Annotated in this window: 19 protein-coding genes, 3 pseudogenes and 2 riboswitches; of the genes and pseudogenes, 18 read left to right on the top strand and 4 right to left on the bottom strand. The window is 36.9% G+C overall.

Annotated features, from left to right (window positions below):
- Positions 1 to 126 precede the first annotated feature (126 nt).
- Together ACFSUL_RS10385 and ACFSUL_RS10390 are read right to left on the bottom strand one after the other, a co-directional pair.
- Complete coding sequence (locus ACFSUL_RS10385) at positions 127 to 924, bottom strand: YqhG family protein (protein WP_377935112.1); 798 nt, start codon at positions 922 to 924, stop codon at positions 127 to 129.
- The gene (locus ACFSUL_RS10390) at positions 893 to 2,590 is read right to left on the bottom strand and encodes a DEAD/DEAH box helicase (RefSeq protein ID WP_377935114.1); all 1,698 of its coding nucleotides are present in this window, start codon (positions 2,588 to 2,590) and stop codon (positions 893 to 895) included. Before ACFSUL_RS10390 ends, ACFSUL_RS10385 begins: the two co-directional genes overlap by 32 nt.
- Before the next feature lie 169 nt (positions 2,591 to 2,759).
- Positions 2,760 to 2,851, top strand: a riboswitch (glycine riboswitch).
- Positions 2,852 to 2,854: 3 nt separating this feature from the next.
- Positions 2,855 to 2,933, top strand: a riboswitch (glycine riboswitch).
- A gap of 93 nt (positions 2,934 to 3,026) precedes the next feature.
- Between ACFSUL_RS10390 and gcvT the strand changes: the two genes are divergently transcribed.
- The 3 genes from gcvT to gcvPB are packed head-to-tail and all read left to right on the top strand — an operon-like array spanning position 3,027 to position 6,965.
- Complete coding sequence (gcvT, locus tag ACFSUL_RS10395; protein WP_377935116.1) at positions 3,027 to 4,133, top strand: glycine cleavage system aminomethyltransferase GcvT; 1,107 nt, start codon at positions 3,027 to 3,029, stop codon at positions 4,131 to 4,133.
- 17 nt (positions 4,134 to 4,150) lie between these two features.
- On the top strand, positions 4,151 to 5,497 hold the full coding sequence (gcvPA, locus tag ACFSUL_RS10400) for an aminomethyl-transferring glycine dehydrogenase subunit GcvPA (protein ID WP_377935118.1): 1,347 nt from the start codon (positions 4,151 to 4,153) through the stop codon (positions 5,495 to 5,497).
- Positions 5,490 to 6,965: an aminomethyl-transferring glycine dehydrogenase subunit GcvPB gene (gene gcvPB / locus ACFSUL_RS10405; protein WP_377935120.1), complete on the top strand. Its 1,476-nt coding sequence runs from the start codon at positions 5,490 to 5,492 to the stop codon at positions 6,963 to 6,965. The genes gcvPA and gcvPB overlap by 8 nt, the downstream gene beginning before the upstream one ends.
- 111 nt (positions 6,966 to 7,076) lie before the next feature.
- Here the strand turns inward: gcvPB and ACFSUL_RS10410 are convergent, their stop codons facing one another.
- A complete protein-coding gene (locus ACFSUL_RS10410; protein ID WP_071411345.1) occupies positions 7,077 to 7,463 on the bottom strand; it encodes a rhodanese-like domain-containing protein in 387 nt (128 codons plus the stop codon).
- A 217-nt stretch (positions 7,464 to 7,680) separates the two neighbouring features.
- Between ACFSUL_RS10410 and ACFSUL_RS10415 the strand changes: the two genes are divergently transcribed.
- From ACFSUL_RS10415 to ACFSUL_RS10440, 6 genes and pseudogenes are all read left to right on the top strand, one after another.
- Positions 7,681 to 8,517, top strand: a complete 837-nt coding sequence (locus tag ACFSUL_RS10415) for a lipoate--protein ligase family protein (protein WP_377935123.1) — start codon at positions 7,681 to 7,683, stop codon at positions 8,515 to 8,517.
- Positions 8,518 to 8,858: 341 nt separating this feature from the next.
- Positions 8,859 to 9,647: pseudogene (locus ACFSUL_RS10420) on the top strand (ribonucleotide reductase N-terminal alpha domain-containing protein); the annotation flags it as partial.
- Between the two features lie 231 nt (positions 9,648 to 9,878).
- Positions 9,879 to 10,751 carry an LAGLIDADG family homing endonuclease gene (locus ACFSUL_RS10425; protein ID WP_377935125.1) on the top strand — a complete coding sequence of 291 codons (873 nt, stop codon included), beginning with the start codon at positions 9,879 to 9,881 and terminating at the stop codon, positions 10,749 to 10,751.
- 71 nt (positions 10,752 to 10,822) lie between these two features.
- Positions 10,823 to 11,476, top strand: a pseudogene (locus ACFSUL_RS10430) (vitamin B12-dependent ribonucleotide reductase); the annotation flags it as partial.
- Positions 11,477 to 11,747: 271 nt separating this feature from the next.
- Positions 11,748 to 12,872 (top strand): annotated as a pseudogene (locus ACFSUL_RS10435) (vitamin B12-dependent ribonucleotide reductase); the annotation flags it as partial.
- Positions 12,873 to 13,295: 423 nt separating this feature from the next.
- Positions 13,296 to 14,180 (top strand): patatin-like phospholipase family protein, encoded by an 885-nt coding sequence (locus ACFSUL_RS10440; RefSeq protein ID WP_377935127.1) that lies wholly within the window; start codon positions 13,296 to 13,298, stop codon positions 14,178 to 14,180.
- A gap of 14 nt (positions 14,181 to 14,194) precedes the next feature.
- Here the strand turns inward: ACFSUL_RS10440 and ACFSUL_RS10445 are convergent, their stop codons facing one another.
- On the bottom strand, positions 14,195 to 14,554 hold the full coding sequence (locus tag ACFSUL_RS10445) for an SA1362 family protein (RefSeq protein WP_377935128.1): 360 nt from the start codon (positions 14,552 to 14,554) through the stop codon (positions 14,195 to 14,197).
- Between the two features lie 659 nt (positions 14,555 to 15,213).
- Here ACFSUL_RS10445 and ACFSUL_RS10450 point away from each other — a divergent pair.
- From ACFSUL_RS10450 to spoIIIAE, 9 genes are all read left to right on the top strand, one after another.
- On the top strand, positions 15,214 to 15,759 hold the full coding sequence (locus ACFSUL_RS10450) for a YqhR family membrane protein (protein ID WP_377935130.1): 546 nt from the start codon (positions 15,214 to 15,216) through the stop codon (positions 15,757 to 15,759).
- Positions 15,760 to 15,853: 94 nt separating this feature from the next.
- On the top strand, positions 15,854 to 16,306 hold the full coding sequence (aroQ, locus tag ACFSUL_RS10455) for a type II 3-dehydroquinate dehydratase (RefSeq protein ID WP_377935132.1): 453 nt from the start codon (positions 15,854 to 15,856) through the stop codon (positions 16,304 to 16,306).
- The gene (locus tag ACFSUL_RS10460) at positions 16,303 to 17,361 is read left to right on the top strand and encodes a M24 family metallopeptidase (RefSeq protein ID WP_377935134.1); all 1,059 of its coding nucleotides are present in this window, start codon (positions 16,303 to 16,305) and stop codon (positions 17,359 to 17,361) included. The genes aroQ and ACFSUL_RS10460 overlap by 4 nt, the downstream gene beginning before the upstream one ends.
- A 26-nt stretch (positions 17,362 to 17,387) precedes the next feature.
- Positions 17,388 to 17,945: an elongation factor P gene (gene efp, locus ACFSUL_RS10465; protein WP_377935136.1), complete on the top strand. Its 558-nt coding sequence runs from the start codon at positions 17,388 to 17,390 to the stop codon at positions 17,943 to 17,945.
- Positions 17,946 to 18,310: 365 nt separating this feature from the next.
- Complete coding sequence (gene spoIIIAA / locus ACFSUL_RS10470) at positions 18,311 to 19,234, top strand: stage III sporulation protein AA (RefSeq protein ID WP_377935138.1); 924 nt, start codon at positions 18,311 to 18,313, stop codon at positions 19,232 to 19,234.
- Positions 19,235 to 19,750, top strand: coding sequence for a stage III sporulation protein SpoIIIAB (gene spoIIIAB / locus ACFSUL_RS10475; protein WP_377935140.1), 516 nt, complete (start codon positions 19,235 to 19,237; stop codon positions 19,748 to 19,750).
- Positions 19,751 to 19,770: 20 nt separating this feature from the next.
- Entirely contained in the window at positions 19,771 to 19,977 is a 207-nt protein-coding gene (spoIIIAC, locus tag ACFSUL_RS10480) for a stage III sporulation protein AC (protein WP_006838772.1), read from the top strand.
- Between the two features lie 12 nt (positions 19,978 to 19,989).
- A complete protein-coding gene (gene spoIIIAD, locus ACFSUL_RS10485; RefSeq protein ID WP_377935258.1) occupies positions 19,990 to 20,382 on the top strand; it encodes a stage III sporulation protein AD in 393 nt (130 codons plus the stop codon).
- Positions 20,383 to 20,408: 26 nt separating this feature from the next.
- Positions 20,409 to 21,602 (top strand): stage III sporulation protein AE, encoded by a 1,194-nt coding sequence (gene spoIIIAE / locus ACFSUL_RS10490; protein ID WP_377935143.1) that lies wholly within the window; start codon positions 20,409 to 20,411, stop codon positions 21,600 to 21,602.
- Positions 21,603 to 21,627: the final 25 nt, after the last annotated feature.

The following is a 21,627-nucleotide window of genomic DNA, read 5'->3' on the forward strand; positions in this document are numbered from 1 at the left end:
GACAAGAAAATGCCACAAAAAATTTGCGGCATTTTCATTGACGTAATCTTTTTTCAACACAGTGAGAAAAAGAACTGGCGATTGCCAGTTCTTTTTCTAATCAAGTAGGTGTTCGATTCTTTATTATTATTGTAATACCTGTTGCTTTAAGTAAAATAGTCCTCCATTAATTATTTCCACAAAAATCTTCGGCTCATATTGTTCTTTTAATGCTTCTTTTTCAAGAAAATAGGACTCGGGTTTTTCTTCTTGTTCTTCATAGAAATGGTCAAGCAATGCCAAGTCTTCCCTCCACCTGTCTCTTGCTAGGTTCGCCCACTCGTCTGATTCTGCATTTAACTCTTCTAATAAATAGTTTTGAATTCTTCCAATCCCACTTTTTGGCTTGATAATTGGAGCTAAAGTAAAACTGAAATCTGGTATTTTTGGAGTTAGCGACTTTTTCAGCAACTTATCATGAAAAGATTCATGAATGCTTCCATTAATCAAATTTAAGCCAATAGAACGGATCGAATCCTTTCTGCGATCACATTGATGAGATATTTTAATATTAAGACCGAGCCACGGGTGAAGGGCAGTTTGTTGTACTTCGTGACTAGCTCTTTCTTCATACAGTCGTATGTAGCCTGCTAAATTTTTTGTCGATTGGGATATTTGATGCAAACGGGGAGAGCCAAAGTGTATTTGTTCTCCTTTTATATCCTCAGGTGCTTTATCGCTATCTGTAATCAGCGATAATCTCATAGGGTTTGGAACTCCTCCAGTTTTTTCAAGGTAATGCCAGTAGAATGGTCTATTCATTAATTCTTTATCTAATTCAACCGTCAGCTGAACGTTTATATAACCATCACTAGAAGCTACAAGTTCACAGCCGTTTGCAGTAAAATAACGCTTAAGAAATTGATGTATTTCGTGTTGCTGCACGAGCTTGTTCCTCCTTTATGTTTTCCGCAAATTGAATCATAGATGTTAGATTTTCCATTTTTATTTTCATTTCTGCCTCTGTTTTAGAATTACCGACGATATCAACCATATGATCTTCCAAATCATTAAATTCGAGGCGAGTAAGGATTTCATCTAACTGACCAATGACTCTTTCAAACAAATTTATTTTTTCATAGAGAAGCTTTAAAACATGCTCTTCTACAGTGTTTTTTGTAGCAAAGTTATAAATATGTACGTCTTCAGTTTGTCCTAAACGATGAACACGTCCTATTCTTTGCTCAAGTCTCATCGGGTTCCACGGCAAGTCAAAATTAATAACGTGATGGCAAAACTGTAGGTTAATCCCTTCCCCACCGGCTTCTGTAGCGATTAATACCTTTGCATGATTTTTAAATAGTTCCCTCATCCAATCCTTTTTTCCACGTTTAAATCCACCACGAAATGGTACAGAAGTTATCCCGTGCTGCTTTAAAAACCATTGTAAATATAACTGTGTTGCTCGGTATTCCGTAAATATAATGACTTTATCATCAATCGAGCGGATTAATTCCAAGGCTTTTTCCGCTTTAGAATTTTTTCTAACATTCTCTACTTTTTTCATTAAAGAAGCGACGGTGTCTTGAAAAGTTTGAGATGGGTCTTCTTTTTTCTTTAGCATATTCTTAAGAGTGAAGAATACCGCTTCTCGGCTACTGCAAGCTTCCCGCTGTAGTGTAAGTAAAGAAAATGAGCTTGATACCCAATGGTCATATTTTCCCTTTAACGATTGGATGCTTTCATAAAGTTCTTTTTCCTCTTCGCTAAAATCAATTAATACCGTTTTGACATGACGCTTTGTCCATTCAATTCCTGTGTCTCCTCTACGATTACGTATCATTACTTTATTAATTAAATCACGTAAATGCTCATCTTCTTGTATAGAGCGGTCACCTTTTTTGAATCGCTCTGTAAAGCCGGACTCATTCCCGAGATGTCCAGGTTTTAAAAGTGATACTAAGTGAAAGATCTCCTCCACTTTGTTCTGAATAGGAGTAGCCGTCAGAAGTAAACAAAACTTTTTCTTTAAGTTTTGAATGAATTCATAGTTTTTTGTTTTATGATTTTTAAGTTTGTGAGCCTCGTCTATAATGACAAGGTCATAGTTTTGTTCATATACCTTTTCTCTGTGAGGACTTCTTTTAGCCGTGTCAATACTCGATACAACTACATCACATTGATCCCATACATAGCTTTTCTTCTGAGCTACTGCTGGAATGAAGAATTTGCTATTTAACTCATGGGCCCATTGAGAAACAAGCGAAGCAGGTACGAGAATTAATACCTTTTTAACGAGCCCGCGAATCATATATTCTTTTAAAATAAGGCCTGCTTCAATTGTTTTTCCTAGTCCTACCTCATCGGCAAGTATCGCTTTTCCATTCATTGTCTCTACAACTTGCCTTGCTGCTTCGAGTTGATGAGGAAGTGGTGTGACATTTGCTAAATGTTTTGGTGCTTGAAGTCCTTCAAAGTTCGGAATTGCGGTATGTTGTTCAAATTCAACTGCTAGTTTGTAAAGCTCCCAATTTCCCCAGGGACCATCGTTCTCTATTCGGGAATTTAATTCTTCTCCCCAGTCGTTATCAAACAAAACCTCCACATTCATACAAAAACATCTCCTTAATTATATAAAAATGATTGCCCAATTATTAGGTTTAATGGTAGGATGAAAATAGCTTTTAAAAGGTTTTGAAAGTTTCTAAAATCCGAACATTCATGGGTAGCATTTTCTGTATATTTCTAGTATAACCAATTGTTTCAAGGAATATTGGCGAATGATAGCAAGGGGAGAGACTGTATACACAGCGCCGAAGGAGCAAGCATAAGTACATGTGAATCTCTCAGGCAAAAAGACTCTTGCAGGACGCGGCTCTGGAGAGCGTTTCCATTGATGGAAACCACCAAAGAGGACAACCGTTATCGGTAAACTTTCAGGTGCAAGGACAGAGAAATCTCTTTTTTAAAAAAGGGATTTCTCTGTCCTTTTTTCATGAGCTAAACAAGGAAAATGCTTCACAATAGGAAGATAAGGGGGAAGTACTGTGTCAGAATTGAAAAGAACACCTTTATTTGATGTTTACAAAGAATATGGTGGAAAAACAATTGACTTTGGCGGCTGGGAGCTACCTGTTCAATTTTCAAGTATAAAAGAAGAACATGAAGCTGTCAGAACAAAAGCTGGTCTATTTGATGTTTCGCATATGGGAGAAATTGAGGTTAAAGGGGAGGATAGTTTACCCTACCTGCAAAAAATGTTAACAAATGATATTTCTAAGCTTAAAAACGGTGTGGCACAGTATACTGCGATGTGCTATGAAAACGGAGGTACAGTTGACGATCTTTTAGTTTATAAAATAAAAGAAAATGATTATCTACTTGTTATTAATGCTGCTAATATTGATAAAGACTTTCAGTGGTTAAAAGATCATGTGGAAGAAAATGTTACAGTAAATAATATTTCCGTACATATGGCTCAACTAGCACTTCAAGGACCTTTAGCAGAAAAAACGCTTCAAAAGCTTGCGGGAGATCAACGTTTAAACGAAATTGGATTTTTTAAATTTCAAACTGATGTAATGTTACATGGTAAAAAAGTGCTTGTATCAAGAACAGGTTATACAGGTGAAGATGGATTTGAAATATATTGCGATAGTAATGACGCGGCATCAATATGGCATGCCATATTAGAGGCGGGAAAAGAAGATGGTGTCGTTCCAGTAGGACTAGGTGCTCGTGATACCCTTCGTTTCGAAGCAAATCTTGCTCTCTATGGTCAAGAGCTTTCACCGGAGATTACACCGATTGAAGCCGGAATTGGATTTGCTGTAAAAGTGGATAAAGACACACCTTTCATTGGCCAAGACGTGTTGAAAAAACAAAAGCAAGAAGGAGCACCTCGTAAACTTGTAGGAATTGAGATGATTGATAGAGGAATACCTCGTCACGGCTATAAAGTGTTTAAAGGTGAAACGGAAGTTGGAGTAGTAACGACAGGAACGCAATCACCTACATTAAAAAAGAATATCGGGCTTGCTTTAGTAAATTCCGAATATAAAAGTCTTGATACAGAGCTTACTGTAGAAATTCGTGGCAAGAAAGTAAAAGCAAAAATTGTACCGACACCATTTTATAAAAGACCAAAGAACTAGGGGGAGGAATGACGGTCATGAAGCATCGTTATTTACCAATGACAGAACAAGATCAGAGAGAAATGCTTGAAGCAATCGGAGTAAAGGATGTTTCCGAACTTTTTGAAGATATTCCGGAGAGTGTGCGATTTAAAGGGGAATACAATATAAAAAAAGCAAAGCCAGAAACAGCATTAGTTAGTGAACTTGCTTCTCTAGCTGCTAAGAATGCCGATTTGAGAAGTAATCCATCATTTATTGGTGCAGGAGTATACGATCACTATATGCCTATTATTGTTGATCATGTTCTGTCTCGCTCGGAATTTTATACAGCTTATACACCATACCAGCCAGAAATTTCACAAGGTGAGCTACAGGCAATTTTTGAGTTCCAAACGATGATTTGTGAACTAACAGGTATGGAGATTGCTAACTCTTCCATGTATGACGGAGGGACAGCATTAGCAGAAGCAGCGATGTTAAGTGCAGGTCAGACGAAAAAAAAGAAAGTATTAGTTTCAAGTACTGTTCACCCTGAATCTATTGATGTTTTAAGAACATATGCAAATGGACAGTACATTGATGTAGTGGAGATCCCTCATAAAGCAGGGGTAACAGATATAGAAGCGATGAAAGAACTTATGTCTGATGAGATTGCTGCTGTTATTGTTCAGTATCCAAACTTTTTTGGAAGAATTGAACCATTAAAAGAAATGGAAGAGATTGTCCATAGTCAAAAAGCTATGTTCGTTGTGTCTTCCAATCCGTTGGCATTAGGTGCACTTACACCTCCTGGAAAATTTGGGGCGGATATTGTCATCGGTGACGCTCAAGTGTTTGGAATCCCAACAGCATTTGGTGGTCCGCATTGTGGATATTTCGCTGTTAATAAAAAATTAATGAGAAAAGTACCTGGACGTCTTGTCGGCCAAACGACAGATGAAGAAGGTAGAAGAGGGTTTGTTTTGACTCTTCAAGCTCGTGAACAACATATTCGTCGTGACAAAGCCACATCTAATATTTGTTCTAACCAGGCTTTAAATGCTTTAGCTGCTTCTGTAGCAATGACAGCGCTTGGAAAAAAAGGTGTAAAAGAAATGGCTGTTCAAAATATCCAAAAAGCAAATTACGCTAAAAATAAATTGAAAGAAAAAGGATTTACTCTTCGATTTGAAGGTCCTTCTTTCAACGAATTTGTTATCAAGCTGGATAAGCCAGTTGAAGAAGTAAATAAAAATCTTCTGCAAAAAGGAATTATCGGCGGATATGATTTAGGATTAAAAGACAGAACGTTAGAAAATCATATGCTTGTTGCGGTAACAGAACTTCGTACAAAAGAAGAAATTGATACATTTGTACAAGAATTGGGGGATAACCATGAATAAACAAGATCAACCTCTTATTTTTGAACTTTCTAGAGAAGACCGTATCGGATACAGTCTTCCAGAAATGGATATACCAGAAGTAGAGCTTTCTGATTTGATTCCTAATGAGTATTTACGAGAAGAAGAACCGGAACTGCCAGAAGTTTCTGAGCTTGACATTATGCGTCATTATACAGCACTATCTAAACGTAATCATGGTGTTGATTCAGGGTTTTATCCACTTGGTTCTTGTACAATGAAGTACAATCCTAAAGTAAATGAAAATGTTGCAAGATTAAATGGGTTTGCCCATATCCATCCCCTTCAACATACAGATGGTGTTCAAGGTTCTCTTGAATTAATGTATGATTTGCAGGAACACTTAAGAGAAATTACGGGTATGGATGAAGTGACTCTCCAACCAGCTGCTGGTGCCCATGGTGAGTGGACGGGCTTAATGATGATTCGTGCTTACCACGAGAAAAATGGTGATACGAAAAGAACGAAGGTAATTGTACCTGATTCTGCTCACGGTACGAACCCAGCATCTGCAACAGTCGCTGGCTTTGAAACGATAACAGTAAAATCAGATGAAAACGGTCTAGTTGATCTAGAAGATCTGAAGCGAGTTGTCGGAGAAGATACAGCAGCACTAATGCTGACTAATCCGAATACACTAGGATTATTTGAAGAAAATATTTTAGAAATGGCTGAAATTATTCATAGTGCAGGTGGTAAATTGTACTATGATGGTGCAAATTTAAATGCCGTTCTTTCAAAAGCACGCCCAGGAGATATGGGCTTTGATGTTGTTCACTTGAATCTTCATAAAACATTCACCGGTCCTCACGGAGGTGGCGGACCTGGAAGTGGTCCAGTCGGTGTAACAGAAGATCTTATACCATTCTTGCCGAAGCCTTTGCTGGTTAAGAACGGTGATAAATTTGAATGGGATTACAATCGCCCAGAATCTATCGGTAGGGTAAAACCATATTACGGAAACTTTGGTATTAATGTACGTGCATACACGTATATCCGCACAATGGGTCCAGATGGCTTGAAAGCAGTTACGGAAAATGCTGTATTGAATGCTAATTACATGATGCGACGTTTGGCACCATATTTTGAACTTCCGTATGATCGTCACTGTAAACATGAATTTGTTATAAGTGGAAAACGCCAGAAAAAACTTGGTGTGCGTACGTTAGATATAGCGAAGCGTCTGTTAGACTTTGGCTATCACCCACCAACTATTTACTTCCCGTTAAATGTAGAGGAAGGTATGATGATTGAGCCGACAGAAACCGAATCTAAAGAGACATTAGATTCTTTCATTGATGCAATGATTCAAATAGCAGGTGAAGTAGAAAATTCTCCTGAGATAGTTCAAGAAGCTCCTCATACAACTGTATTAAAGCGTCTAGATGAAACAACTGCGGCAAGAAAGCCTATTTTACGGTATAAAAAAGAAGCAGTTGCGACGCATTAAAACATGAAAAATGCCATTATAGGGTTTATACTCTGTAATGGCATTTTTTTCGTGAAAATAAAATATATAAAAGGCTAACCTTTATATTGCATGCAAAGGTCAGCCTTTTTGTTACTTTTTCTTCGTTTTAATTTTTCCTGTCCACTTTTTAAACCCGCCCTGAAGTTGGTGTAAATCACGGTACCCGTTACGGCGAAGCATTTGGGCTGCACGCCCGCTTCTTAACCCACTTTGGCAATATAGGTATACGGGTTGATCTTGGCGAATTTCTTTCTTTCTCATTTTTAATTGAGAAAGTGGAATGTTTCTTGCCCCTAAAATATGTCCGTTATCGAACTCGTTTGCTTCGCGAACGTCAATAAGCTGTGCTTTACGATATCCTGCACGGAATTCTTCCTCGTTCAATGTATTAACAATTCTTTTTTGATAGAAGAACGTAATAAGGGAATAAATGATAACTGCGCCAATTATGACTAGTAGAATATATAACCCTTCCATAATCAAAGCTCCTTTCTTCAATGCACTACATTCTATTATATTCGTGAAACAGGTTAGAATCAAAAGAAAAATGAATTTGGATTATTTATCAATCGCTTTTTCTTTGTTTTTTGTTCCTGATTTGATAGACTAGTAACGGATTATATAGGAAAACCGCCTATAGTAAAAGCAACTCCATCTAAAATGATATTGAATACATAAAAAGAGGGTATGCAGTATGAAAAAAGAAGTTTGGCGTTTTATCGATTCAGGAAGTTGTTCTCCATCTTTCAATATGGCATTGGATGAAGCATTGCTGGATTGGCATAGTGAAGGGAAAATCCCCCCAACTATTAGGTTCTATGGCTGGAGCCCGGCAACTCTTTCTGTTGGTTATTTTCAAAAAGTTGAAAAGGAAATAAATTTAGATGAAGTGAAAAAACAAGGACTTGGTTTTGTCAGAAGACCGACTGGGGGTAGAGGTGTTCTACATGATCAGGAACTGACCTACAGTGTTATTGTATCGGAAGAACATCCGGATATGCCGAAAACAGTAACGGAAGCGTATCGTGTCATTTCAGAAGGCATTTTAAAAGGATTCCAAAGTCTAGGGCTTGAAGCATATTTTGCTATCCCGAGAACGGATGAGGAAAGAAATAGTTTGAAGAACCCTCGATCATCTGTTTGTTTTGATGCACCAAGCTGGTATGAACTTGTTGTGGAAGGAAGAAAAGTAGCTGGTAGTGCTCAAACTAGACAAAAAGGTGTTATTCTCCAACATGGTTCGATTCTCTTAGACTTAGATGAAGATAAATTATTTAGCTTATTTAAATATCCTTCGGAAAGAGTGAAGGAAAGAATGCAAAGAGCTTTCAAAAATAAAGCAGTTGCGATTAATGAAATTAGTCCCCAAAAAATAACAATGGACATGGCTCGCGTGGCATTTAAAAAAGGGTTTGAGGATGGACTTCAGGTTGAACTAGAACCATATGAGCTGACACAGGAAGAGACACAATATGTAGAAGAAATTGCGAAAAGAAGGTATGAAAGTGACGAATGGAATTTTAAAAGATAATGAATTTTTTCGGGAGAAAAGCGATATCATGTCGCTTTTTTCTTGATTTATTAGGATTCAAGATAATTTATATTTAAGCAACCTTTAAAAAAGTAGATATCGGTGAATTATTCCTAGCTTTTCTATTAATATCTTAATTTTGCTTTAAAATCTAGCTTATTTAACGTTTGACAAAGTCAATTACATTTGACTGATAACACAATATATGGTGTGTGGTTTAAAAAACCAAACACCATATATTGTGTTTTAATAGTTGCTTTATTATCGTTCCTATGATAACGTAAATTGTGACAAACTATGAGACTAGACAAATAGAAATATTGAAACAAGGAGTTGTCGTTATGACTGTTGCGTCGAAACAAACTTTAACATTGGATAAGGAACGGTTAAACAAAGATATTAACTTGTTCCCACAAGTACATCCTATTACATCAGATATGAGCCTTACACACAAAGGGGTATCGCGTCTTGTGATGATTGACCGTTATTCTTTTAAAGACACAGAAAAAGTTACTCTCTCAGAGGGTGATTTTGTTGTGTTGACAGTCAAAGAAGACCCTAAGTTTCCTGCTCGTGGATTAGGGTACATCACGAAAATTGATTGGGAAAACAAAAAAGCGGATGTGTGGATTGAGGATGAGTACAGAAGCACGATTGATAAGCCAGAAGAGATGGAAACGGGAATTGTTACAAGAACACTTGATGTTATTGAAAAACCGTTAGAAGTTTTCTATGAGCAGATCGCAAAACGCAACGCAACAGGTTTAAGCCAAGTCGAAAAAACAGAAGAAAAAAGAAAAGAATGGTTTGAAAAGTTTTATCATGAATTGGTCAACTTGAACTTTGTTCCGGCTGGACGTGTTCTTTATGGAGCAGGGGCTGAAACGGAAGTAACATATTTTAATTGTTATGTTATGCCTTTCATTCAAGACTCAAGAGAAGGTATTTCCGAACACCGTAAACAAGTGATGGAAATAATGAGTCGTGGAGGCGGGGTAGGTACGAACGGATCGACGTTACGACCAAGAAATACGCTTGCTAGAGGTGTAAATGGTAAATCATCAGGATCTGTATCATGGCTTGATGATGTTGCGAAATTGACTCATTTGGTTGAGCAAGGTGGGTCCCGTTAATACCATGGCGGGATTAAAATCTCGTGAATTGCTGGAACACCCTTAGAGCCTTATTAACCACAACGTGACTAGCAATGGTGGGCGTGATGGTTTAAAAATAATAAGGATTGGGCAATCAGCAGCGAAGCTTCTTTAGAAATAAAGAGGAACGTTCAACGACTATTGAAACTTCCTAAAGTTTCCATATGGTGAAAGCCTCAAATTCAAAATTGGAGGAGTGAAAACCTAATGGAAGCAAAGGAAGGAGTAAACCATAGTAAGCGGCAACGTGGTTATGGGGCACGAGACAAAGAAGAGTATATTAAATCGATAATTGAACTCCATAATAAAGGTTACAGTCAAGTAGATATAGCAAAAATATTAAAAATCAGTCGTGGAACCATTAAACGTTGGAATGATGAACTGAATTTTATTGAGTCGAGAAAACCTGGAGAAGCTGGAAAACTAAAATCTAAAATTTATAGTTACAATGAAAATTATTTTGAGAAAATAAAAACTCCAAATCAGTCATATATAGTTGGTTACATTCTTGGTGACGGAACTATTCTTGATCGTAAAAAATCAAAAAGATTAGTACTTGTTACTGCTGAACAAGATAAGCAATTAATATATGACATAGCAAAAGAATTAAATATGCTTGACGCAATTAAGTTCAGGAAAAAGAATGTTGATAATGAGCAAAATAAAGTTGCCTTAGCCATTAATTCAACAAAAATGTGTAATGACCTAATATCCCTGGGGATTAAACCGAGAAAGACACAAAAAGAAAAATGGATTAATTTTGATAATGAAAAACTTCAATGGTCGTTTCTAAGAGGATTTTTCGACGCTGATGGTCATATACGGGTATATCAAAGGAATGGTTACCAAAAAGCCCGGTTAGGATTTACGGGAAGCTCAGAGATGTTATTATCAGTTCTTCACTTTTTCCAATTGAATGGTTTCGCAAAAAATGTTAACAAAATTACTAAAAAGCAAGGATGCTTTGATCTGCATCTAAGTAGTATTGTGGAATTAAAATTGATTTTTAATGAACTTTATAAATATGGAGATTTAAAGTTAAATCGTAAATATAATAAATTTTCTTCTTTGATGATATAGTCTGATCTTGTATGAAAGTGCAAGAGTGGGGCAGAAATGACCTCACCCCTCTAAAAAAGAGGAGTAACAATTGGCGTGGAGCTCAGATGATTATGTTAGCGGATTGGCACCCTGACATTATTGAATTCATCATTTCAAAAATGCAAAATCCAAGAATCCTTCGTTATCTATTAGAAAATACAGAAGATGAACAAATTAAAAAAGCTGCAGAAGATAAATTGAAATTCACTCCTCTTACAGAACAAGAAATTGCAATGTATCAAGGAATTATTAACTATAAGCAAATTCCAGGTTACGGTGGTTTTGATGAGAAAATTATCAAAAACGCAGAAGAAAAGTTACGAACAGGCGGTACTTACAGTGTTCACAATTCCGAGTTCTTAACAGGAGCGAACATTTCTGTTTGTTTGACTAGTGACTTTATGGAAGCAGTGGAAAATGATGAAGAGTATGCTTTACGTTTCCCTGATGTAGAAAGCTATAATGAAGAACAAATGAAATTCTACAACGAAGAATGGCACAATATCGGTGATGTCCGCGAATGGGAGAAGATGGGCAACAAAGTTAGAACGTACCGTAAACTACGTGCCAAAGAATTGTGGAATCTTATTAATGTGTGTGCAACTTATTCAGCAGAACCAGGAATTTTCTTCATCGACAACGCAAATGATATGACAAATGCAAAAGCATATGGTCAAAAAGTAGTTGCGACAAATCCATGTGGTAGAGTAGCATAGTTTGCCTCATGTAAAAAACTGCGGAATTAAGCGGGAACTCTGAGATGAGAACCCGAACCGAAGGCTTGAAAGAAAAAACAAGTCAGGGGCAGAGCATAGGTGGTGAACCTGCAATATGCAGAATATAATCCACCCAAGAGGCCGCAGCGATGGACTAAGCTAGTAAATAATTAGAGTCCGTTGAAAAGATATGCCGAGCTTACAGGAATAAAAACTGTAAGAACTAGAGGATAAAAAGCCTTTAGGATAACAAAAACTGGAACAGCCACTCGCGCCATATTCTGTGTGTAATTTGGCAGCTGTAAATCTAGCACAATTTGCTGATAAAGATAACAAAACAGTAGACTTTGAAAAATTGAAGCGTACGGTTGAAGTCGGAGTACGAATGCAAGATAACGTTATTGACGCAACACCATATTTCTTAGAAGAAAACAAAAAGCAAGCCCTCGGCGAACGACGTGTTGGTCTTGGTGTAATGGGACTTGCGGACCTACTCATTTATTGTGAAAAAGAGTACGGATCTGCCGAAGCAAATAAGCTTGTAGATGAAGTGTTTGAAGTAATCGCAACAACTGCTTACCGCGCTTCTGTTGAACTTGCAAAAGAAAAGGGAAGTTTCCCATTCTTAACGGGTGAGACACAAGAAGAAACAAACCGTTTACGACAAGCGTTCATTGAAACAGGATATATGAAAAAAATGCCGCAAGATGTGAGAGATGCTATTGTAGAAGATGGTATTCGTAACTCTCATCTACTGACTGTTGCTCCTACAGGAAGCACTGGGACCATGGTTGGCGTTTCAACCGGTTTAGAACCATACTTCTCCTTCACTTATTATCGTAGTGGACGTTTAGGGAAGTTTATCGAAGTGAAGGCAGATATCGTTCAGGAATATTTAGAGAGAAATCCTGAAGCAAGTGGAGATAATTTACCTGAATGGTTTGTATCTTCGATGAGTCTTGCTCCAGAAGCACATGCAGACGTACAATGTGTTATCCAAAATTGGATTGATAGCTCTATTTCTAAAACGGTAAACGCACCGCGTGGGTACACTGTAGAGCAAGTACAACATGTGTATGAGCGTTTATATAAAGGTGGAGCGAAAGGAGGTACGGTATACGTCGATGGAAGCCGTGACTCCCAAGTTCTAACATTAAAAGCGGAAGAAAACAGTTTTGATGAAGAAGAAACAAAACAAGAAATTCCAACTTCGGAGAAACCGGTTGTACTTGTAGATACAATTCAAGAAGTGCGTGCTACAAACGTAACTATCGGATCGGAAGTAGGAAACACTTGTCCTGTTTGCCGCAAAGGAACAGTGAAAGATATGGGTGGCTGTAATACTTGTACAAATTGTGGTGCACAGTTAAAATGCGGTTTGTAAAAGTGAAATAAAGTTACTAATTATTTTTTTACTTTATAAGAAAGTATAATTATATAAGACTTTTAAGAAGCTGGGGGCTCTACCTCAGCTTCTTTTTTAATGTTAAGGAAATTATAAAATACTCGCATGCGTATAACTAAAAATTTAAGTGGTTTGTCTAGTTTCAGCGGCTAACTCACTGTAAAAAAGATAATTCCCTTCTAAAGGCAAAAAGCACCCTTTAGGGGAAATCCCTATTTTCTTTGTGAATTGAGTAAGCCACTTCCGCTTTTGTTCATATTTGTTTTTCCCTTTCTTTTTTACCTACACACTCATCATCGAAAAAATTAGACTAGCCTTGAAAAACGGGAATATCGATTTTTATTCTAAAATCCTTCTTTGTGAATTAATAATGTAGTATACAATAATGAAGGAGTGGAGCCTATGGACATCGATGGTGTTTTTTCAGGTGGAGGAGTAAAAGGGCTCGCTTTAATTGGTGCTTACCAAGCAATAGAGGAAAAGGGATTAAAATTTAAGAGGCTTGCAGGAACAAGTGTAGGAGCTATTGTTGCAGCTTTAGTTGCGGCCGGGTATACAAGCAAGGAATTATTGAACATTATGGAAGAACTTGACTTAGATAGTATGTTAGACAAACCTTCTTTTTTAGACTCGCTTCCAGTTATTAAATGGCTTCGAGTTTATTGGAGGATGGGAATATATAAAGGGGATACACTTGAAAAGTGGGTAGCGACAAAATTAAAAGCAAGAGGCATTTATACTTTTGCGGATCTTCCTGAAAATTCTTTGCGTGTTATCGCTTCCGATTTATCGAATGGAAGATTGTTAGTGTTGCCGGATGATCTAGGGAAATACGGGATTGCTAAAGAAACTTTTCCTGTTGCAAGAGCTATTAGAATGAGTTCGAGCCTTCCTTATTTCTTTGAGCCTATTAAATTAAAATCATTAGAAGGGATTAGCGTAATAGTTGATGGGGGGGTTTTAAGTAATTTTCCAATGTGGCTTTTTGACAGGGAGAATATAAAAAAAGTCAGACCAGTCATCGGTATAAAATTAAGTCATAAAGGAATTGACAGACCGAAAAATAAAATAAAAAATGCAATAAATCTTTATGATGCACTTTTTCATACAATGAAAGATGCACACGACTCAAGGTATATTTCTAGAAAACATGAAAAAAATGTGATTTTTATTCCGACAGAAGGAAATTTGACAACAGAGTTTGAAATAGATGAAAAAGAAAAAGCTGCACTTATTTTATATGGAAAGCAACAAGCGGAAAAGTTTTTAATAAAATGGACTTATTAAAAAAATAATCGAGCTTAAAAAGAAGCTCGATTATTTTTTTTATTCTTTTTGCCTTCAATAACGGTTAGGTTAGCATTGGATTTTCTTCGAATCGGCCGCTTTTTGGCATGGTTAGCACTTTGTGTTGATTTCGTTACTTTTTTCTTAAATCTCTTTTTAGACTGTTTTGCTGCTTTTTGAAACGCCTTTTGTTCTTTATTTTTCGTCGGTTTTCCGCTAAGCCATTTACGGTAGATAAAGTAAATAATACCTATCGCAGCAGCCATAATGAAAATTTGACGTAATAAAGATAAAGGATTGCCGATAAGAACGGACCCTAAACCAATGATAGCTAACACAATTAAAGAGAGTACAAAAATGTTACGAGCCTTCATCAAAGCCACCTCCATACAAAACGAAATGAACAAAAATCGAACTAGCTTATAATAATAGTTTAGACTATTTACTCGTTTTTTAATCGTCATTCTGCTTTACTTTTCCATTTTATTAATTTATGGAATGAAGCAATTACTACTTTTACTTGATTGTCTTTAGAGTCTTTAGTTATAACCAGACTCGGAGGTAGAGACTTCTAGATTAGTTTAATTTAAGTATGTGGGCTTCCTGCTTCTATTTATAGCTACTCATATTTTTAAAAATAAGTTACTATCTATTTTACTAAAAACCCATCAAAATCACTAGGGGGTTCACTAATTTAATCCTTCTAATTAAAATATTTCCATTTTAGTCAGTTGCCTTTTGCCAGTCACTAGAGTATCAAGTTCTGAAAGTTAGAGGCTTGTGGTTTTTTTGATAGGCTGTTTTCGTAAAATTTGTTGCTTTTTAACGAAAAACTAAGTTTAGTCAACGGACTTAATTCATAAGTAAAAACAACAATCTGTGAGAAAAGAGCCTTTCGGTAAAACAGTTTGTCCGGGGTGTTTAAGGCAGACTGCACTTTTCTTCGCGAGCTGAATGAGCCGCTTGCACTTTTCTTGTAATTTGTGCAAGTGTTTGTAGGATTTGGACATACTACGAATGGAGGTGTTTGAAAATGGCAGAAGACAAGCAAAAAGAGCAAGGGAAATCCGACCCTCAATTAGAACAAAACCAATCTGAAAAACCATTATCCTTCCTAACTACTGTAGTGATTACCGGCTTTATTGGTGGTGTGCTTTGGAGTGGAATAGCATATATTTGTTATTTGTTTTCTTTTACCAAAATTGAACCTAATATCATCTTTGAACCATGGGCTGTAGGTAATTGGAAAGAAAAGTGGATAGGAATTTTACTTTCAATAGTTGCCTATGGAATCGTTTCTATTGGAGTAGCATTAGTGTACTATGTACTCTTAAGAAAATTAAAATCAATGTGGGTTGGGGTTGGGTATGGTATTGCATTATTTCTAGTTGTTTTTCTTATCCTTACACCATTGTTTCCGACTATTAAATCAATTACTTCTATTGATATTCACACACTTATTACAACTGCTTGTATTTATATTTTATATGGCGTCTTTATTGGCTATTCCATATCATATGAAGAGAATGAATTAAGACATCAGGAAGAAAAGGAAAAAACTAGTGGGGTAAATCAGTAACAAGATGTGTATTTTCAGATAATTTCCTAGTTAACCGTAATCTGTTATGTTAGAATGTTCATGTTGAACATTCTATTTTTTTAGGTGATTACATATGAAAAAAATAATGCTACTAAACGGTCCAAATTTGAACCGGTTAGGTAAAAGAGAACCGGAAGTTTATGGACAAACTACTCTTGATGAACTTGAGAAATCAATGGAAAGAGTGGCTGGAACTCAAGGATACGATCTTCTAACCTTGCAATCGAATATTGAAGGAGAGATCATTGATTTCCTTCATCGTGCAGAAGATGAAGGGGTAAGTGGGGTTATTCTAAATCCCGGAGCCTACACTCATTACAGTTATGGAATACGGGATGCAATAGCTTCTATTTCCGTACCAGTTATTGAAGTTCATATTTCCAATATCCATAAGCGCGAGCAGTTTCGACACCAATCAGTTACAGCACCAGAAACAATTGGTCAAATTGTCGGGTTGGGATTATACGGATATGAATTGGCATTACTTGCATTAGTAAATCAACTTAAGGGAGCGGAAAAGAAATGAAACTAGAAAAACTAAGAGAAAAGTTTTCAGAGAATGGAATTGACGGATTATTAATTACAAGTAGTTATAATCGTCGCTATGTGACAAATTTCACTGGTACTTCCGGTGTAGTACTTATCACGGAAGAAAAAGCGTTGTTTATAACCGATTTCCGCTACACAGAGCAAGCGGCAACGCAAGCGGTAGGTTTTGAAATTGTAGAACACAAAGGGCCAATTCACGAAGAGGTAGCAACACAAGTAAAAAAACTTGGGGTTAAAAACTTGGGCTTTGAAAAAGACTATATGACATACTCTTCTTTTGAGAGTTATCGTGAAAAAGTCGCTGCAGAATTAATTCCTGTATCAGGGTTAGTGGAAAAGTTACGCTTGATAAAGACACCGCAAGAGATTAAGATATTAAAGGATGCAGCGGATATTGCTGATGCTGCTTTTAAACACATATTAGATTTTATAAAACCGGGTGTAACAGAGTTAGAGGTTTCAAATGAGTTAGAATTCTTTATGCGTAAAGCAGGTGCAACATCTTCTTCTTTTGATATCATTGTTGCTTCAGGCGGGCGCTCTGCACTCCCACACGGGGTTGCTAGTGACAAGGTTATTGAAACTGGAGATTTTGTTACATTAGATTTTGGAGCTTATTATAAAGGCTACGCTTCTGACATGACTCGTACTGTATCGGTAGGGGAGCCAAATGATAAACTAAAAGAAATCTACAATGTTGTTTTAGAGTCTCAGCTACTTGCGATGGAGAAAATCAAACCTGGAATGACTGGTAAAGAAGCAGATGCAATTTCTCGAGATTACATAACAGAGAAGGGGTACGGAGATTACTTCGGTCACTCTTTAGGACATGGAATCGGGTTGGAAGTCCATGAAGGACCTGGCTTATCTTTCCGTTCAGATGTTGTATTAGAGCCGGGAATGGTTGTTACTGTTGAACCTGGTATTTACTTGCAGGGAGTCGGAGGGGTAAGAATCGAAGATGATACGATTATTACAGAAGACTCAAATGAAACAATTATACACTCACCAAAAGATCTAATTATTCTTTAATATGTTTACTAACAGGAGGAAATACAATGATTTCAGTAAATGACTTTCGTACAGGATTGACAATTGAAGTGGATAACGGAATTTGGCGCGTTATGGACTTTCAACATGTTAAACCCGGGAAAGGAGCTGCATTTGTACGTTCGAAGCTTCGTAACTTACGTACGGGTGCTGTTCAAGAAAAAACTTTCCGTGCTGGAGAGAAAGTTGCCAAAGCACAAATCGATAATCGAAAAATGCAATATTTATATGCTAACGGTGACATGCATGTTTTCATGGATAACCAAAGTTATGAACAAATTGAATTAGCTGCTTCAGCAATTGAGTACGAATTGAAGTTTCTAAAAGAAAATATGGAAGTTTCAATTATGATGTATCAAGGAGAAACTCTTGGGGTTGAACTTCCAAATACGGTAGACCTCGTTGTGACAGAAACAGAGCCTGGGATTAAAGGAGACACAGCATCAGGTGGATCTAAACCAGCGACAGTGGAAACGGGTCTTGTTGTTAATGTTCCTTTCTTTGTAAATGAAGGAGATAAACTTGTCATTAATACTTCTGATGGTTCATATGTTTCTCGTGCTTAATAAGTAAATATTATTTTTTTAAAAGACTAAGTTTAGGGTTGTTCTCCCTAAACTTAGTCTTTTTTAGGTTGTTTTCAACAACAGTTGAAAGTATAGAGTGGATTGAAGTGAAGGCACTTGAATCCTGTGGGATACAGAGGAAAAGTCGAGACCCTGCAGACGCTAGCTCCAACAGCTAGCTCGCTATGAAAAAGATAAAATTTCCAAAAGGCAAAGGAAGCCTTTCAAACAAAGCAATATAGTCAGATCTGTACATAAACTGAAAACTAAATAAATGATGAAACATACTTATTCTCTACAGTCATAATCTTTCCGTACTAGAATACATTTTAATATTGGGAGGCTTGTACGAAGGAGGTTGAATGATGAAAAAAATTTTAGCTATGTTACCAACTACTATATCTGAACAAATCTTTAAACTCCCTCCAGATGTTTTAGAACAGGTAGAAGAAATACGTGTCCGGACCAATCGCGTGTTGGAAGTGACGGCAAGGGGGAAACCGTATTTTCTTCGCTATATTGTGACACGTGAAGATAGCGACCAGTTGATAAACAAATTGTCAGGACACTCGTTTTATACATTAGAAGAGGAATTAAAAAGGGGTTATATCACTATTGAGGGTGGTCATCGAATAGGGTTGGCAGGTAAGGTCATTCTTGAAGGTGGAAATGTAAAAGGAATCCGTCATTTATCCTCTTTTAATATACGTATTGCCAAAGAGAAAACGGGTATTGCCCTTCCGTTGATTCCATATGTCTATAAGAAGAAGTGGTTGCATACGATGATTATAGGTTCGCCGCAAACAGGAAAAACGACACTGCTACGAGACCTAGCAAGACTTATTTCCACAGGAATTCCTGAACAGAATATCCCTCCACTTAAAGTAGGGATTGTAGATGAACGTTCTGAGATTGCAGGGTGTGTCCATGGGGTTCCACAGCTACAATTTGGTCCACGAGTAGATGTGCTTGATGCCTGTCCAAAAGCAGAAGGAATGATGATGCTCATTCGGTCTATGAGTCCTGATGTACTAATCGTCGATGAAATAGGCCGTAAAGAGGATGGTCAAGCCATTTTAGAAGCGGTAAATGCAGGTATTACGTTAATAATGACTACTCATGGAGCAAGCTTTGAGGAAATACGAAAAAGACCAATCCTTAAGGACATTATGTCACTTAATTCCATCAATCGCTTCGTAGAATTAAAAAGAGGGGATAGCCCAGGGGAAATTCACAATATTTTAGGTGAGAATGGACAATCTCTTTTGAGTAAAGTGAGTGTGACGTAAATGATCAAAATCGTCGGGGCTATTTTTATTTTGTTATCGACTTCATGGGCGGGTTTTGAAGCAGCTAAATATTTAACAGAACGTCCTAGGCAGCTGAGGTTATTAAAGGTAGCTTTACAATCCTTAGAAGCAGAAATAACTTATAGCCACACACCTCTGCATGAGGCAACAAGAAAAATATCTAAGCAATTACAAAAGCCTGTCTCATGGTTTTTTGAAAACTTTTCTAAGAAATTAACGGAGCAAGAAATATCAGTGAAGAAAGCCTGGGAAGACAGCTTAAATGATATTTGGAAGCTTACTGCATTTAAAAAGGGAGAATATGAAATTCTTAAACAATTTGGTGAAAACCTAGGTAAATATGATTTACTGACACAGCAGAAACATATTTTACTCGCATTAAAACATTTGGAAAGAGAAGAAGCCGAAGCGATTGAAAAACAAAAGAAGTATGAAAAAATGACGAAAAGTTTGGGGTTTTTATCCGGACTTCTTCTCATCATTTTACTGCTTTAGTAAACCAGGAGGGAAAATACATGGGTATCGACGTAGATATCATTTTTAAAATAGCTGGAGTGGGAATTGTAGTCGCCTTTCTCCATACTATACTTGACCAAGTAGGGAAAAAAGAATACGCACAGTGGGTGACTTTATTCGGTTTTATTTACATTTTGTTCATGGTTGCATCCATTGTAGATGATCTTTTTCAAAAGATTAAATCGGTCTTTTTATTTCAAGGATAGGGGGAGTCAACGATTGAAATTATCCAGATTGTTGGAATTGCCCTTGTTTCGACCTTCCTGGCACTAATTGTAAAAGAACAAAAGCCTAATTTTGCCTTTTTACTTGTTGTTTTTGTTGGTTGTTCTATCTTTCTTTTTTTAATTGACCAAATACAGTCCATTATTGAAATGATTGAGAGACTTGCTGCCAATGCAAATGTAAACCTAGTGTATGTAGAAACAATATTAAAAATAATTGGAATTGCTTATATTGCTGAATTTGCTGCTCATATTACGAGAGATGCCGGTCAAGGAGCGATAGCAGCGAAAGTGGAGCTTGCCGGTAAAATATTAATTTTGGCGATGGCTGTACCGATCATCACAGTAATTATCGAAACAATCATCACTATGATACCAAACGGGTAGAGGGATAAGGTTGAAGAGGTGAAAGAATGCAGCAAAAAATCATAGTTCTTATTACAGTCTTTGTACTATTTTTTTTAGGAACCTCTTACGGACAAGCAGAAGAAGATGAAACACCTCCTGCAGAAGATCTCCAGCAACAAGTTATTGATGAACAAATTGAAAACATAGGTTTAGAGGAATTGAAAGATTTTTGGAATAACATTACAGATGACTATGGAGGTTTTTTGCCGGAAAGTCAAAAAGGCAGTTTAGTAGATTTTATTAAAGGGGACAAGCAGTTTTCCTTTAAAGCATGGTTTACCGGTTTATTTCATTTTGCTTTTCAGGAATTAGTTATGAACGGAAAGCTTTTAGGAACATTAATTATGCTGACGATTTTCAGCATGATTCTGCAATCGCTTCAAAACTCATTTGAAAATGGGAATGTAAGTAAAGTTGCATACAGTATTATTTTCATGGTTCTTATCATCATCGCCTTAAATAGCTTTCATATTGCCATTGATTATACAAAGGATGCAATATCAACCATGATACATTTCATCATCGCTCTAATTCCGTTATTACTCGCATTGATTGCCGCATCTGGGGGATTTGTTTCCGCTGCATTTTTTCATCCTGTCATCATTTTCCTTATGAATACGAGCGGGTTACTAATCCAAAACATTGTACTTCCATTATTATTTCTTTCTGTTTTATTGAGCATCGTTAGCACACTGTCACCGCATTATAAAGTCACACAGTTAGCAGGACTTTTAAGAAGCTGGAGTATTGGTTTGTTGGGAGTGTTTATGACTGTTTTCCTTGGGGTTATTTCCGTTCAAGGTGCTACGGCAGCAGTTACGGATGGCATAACAATTCGAACAGCAAAATTTATCACAGGTAATTTTGTTCCTGTCATCGGAAGAATGTTTACAGATGCAACCGATACAGTAATAAGTGCCAGTGTCCTTTTGAAAAATACAGTTGGTATTGCTGGTGTGGCAATTGTTTTGTTAATTGCTGCTTTTCCTGCAATAAAGATCCTTGTAATGGCTTTTGTTTATAAACTTGCCGCGGCACTACTTCAACCGTTAGGAGGAGGACCTGTTATAACCTGTCTCGATGTTATCGCAAAAAGCATGATCTATGTATTTGCGGCGTTAGCGATTGTTTCGTTCATGTTTTTTTTAAGTATTACAGTTATGATTGCTGCTGGGAATATAACCATGATGATTCGCTAGTTTGTTAAACGTCATACTATTTGTC

This window comes from Bacillus seohaeanensis (assembly GCF_042684945.1).
GTDB lineage: Bacteria > Bacillota > Bacilli > Bacillales > Bacillaceae_B > Rossellomorea > Rossellomorea seohaeanensis.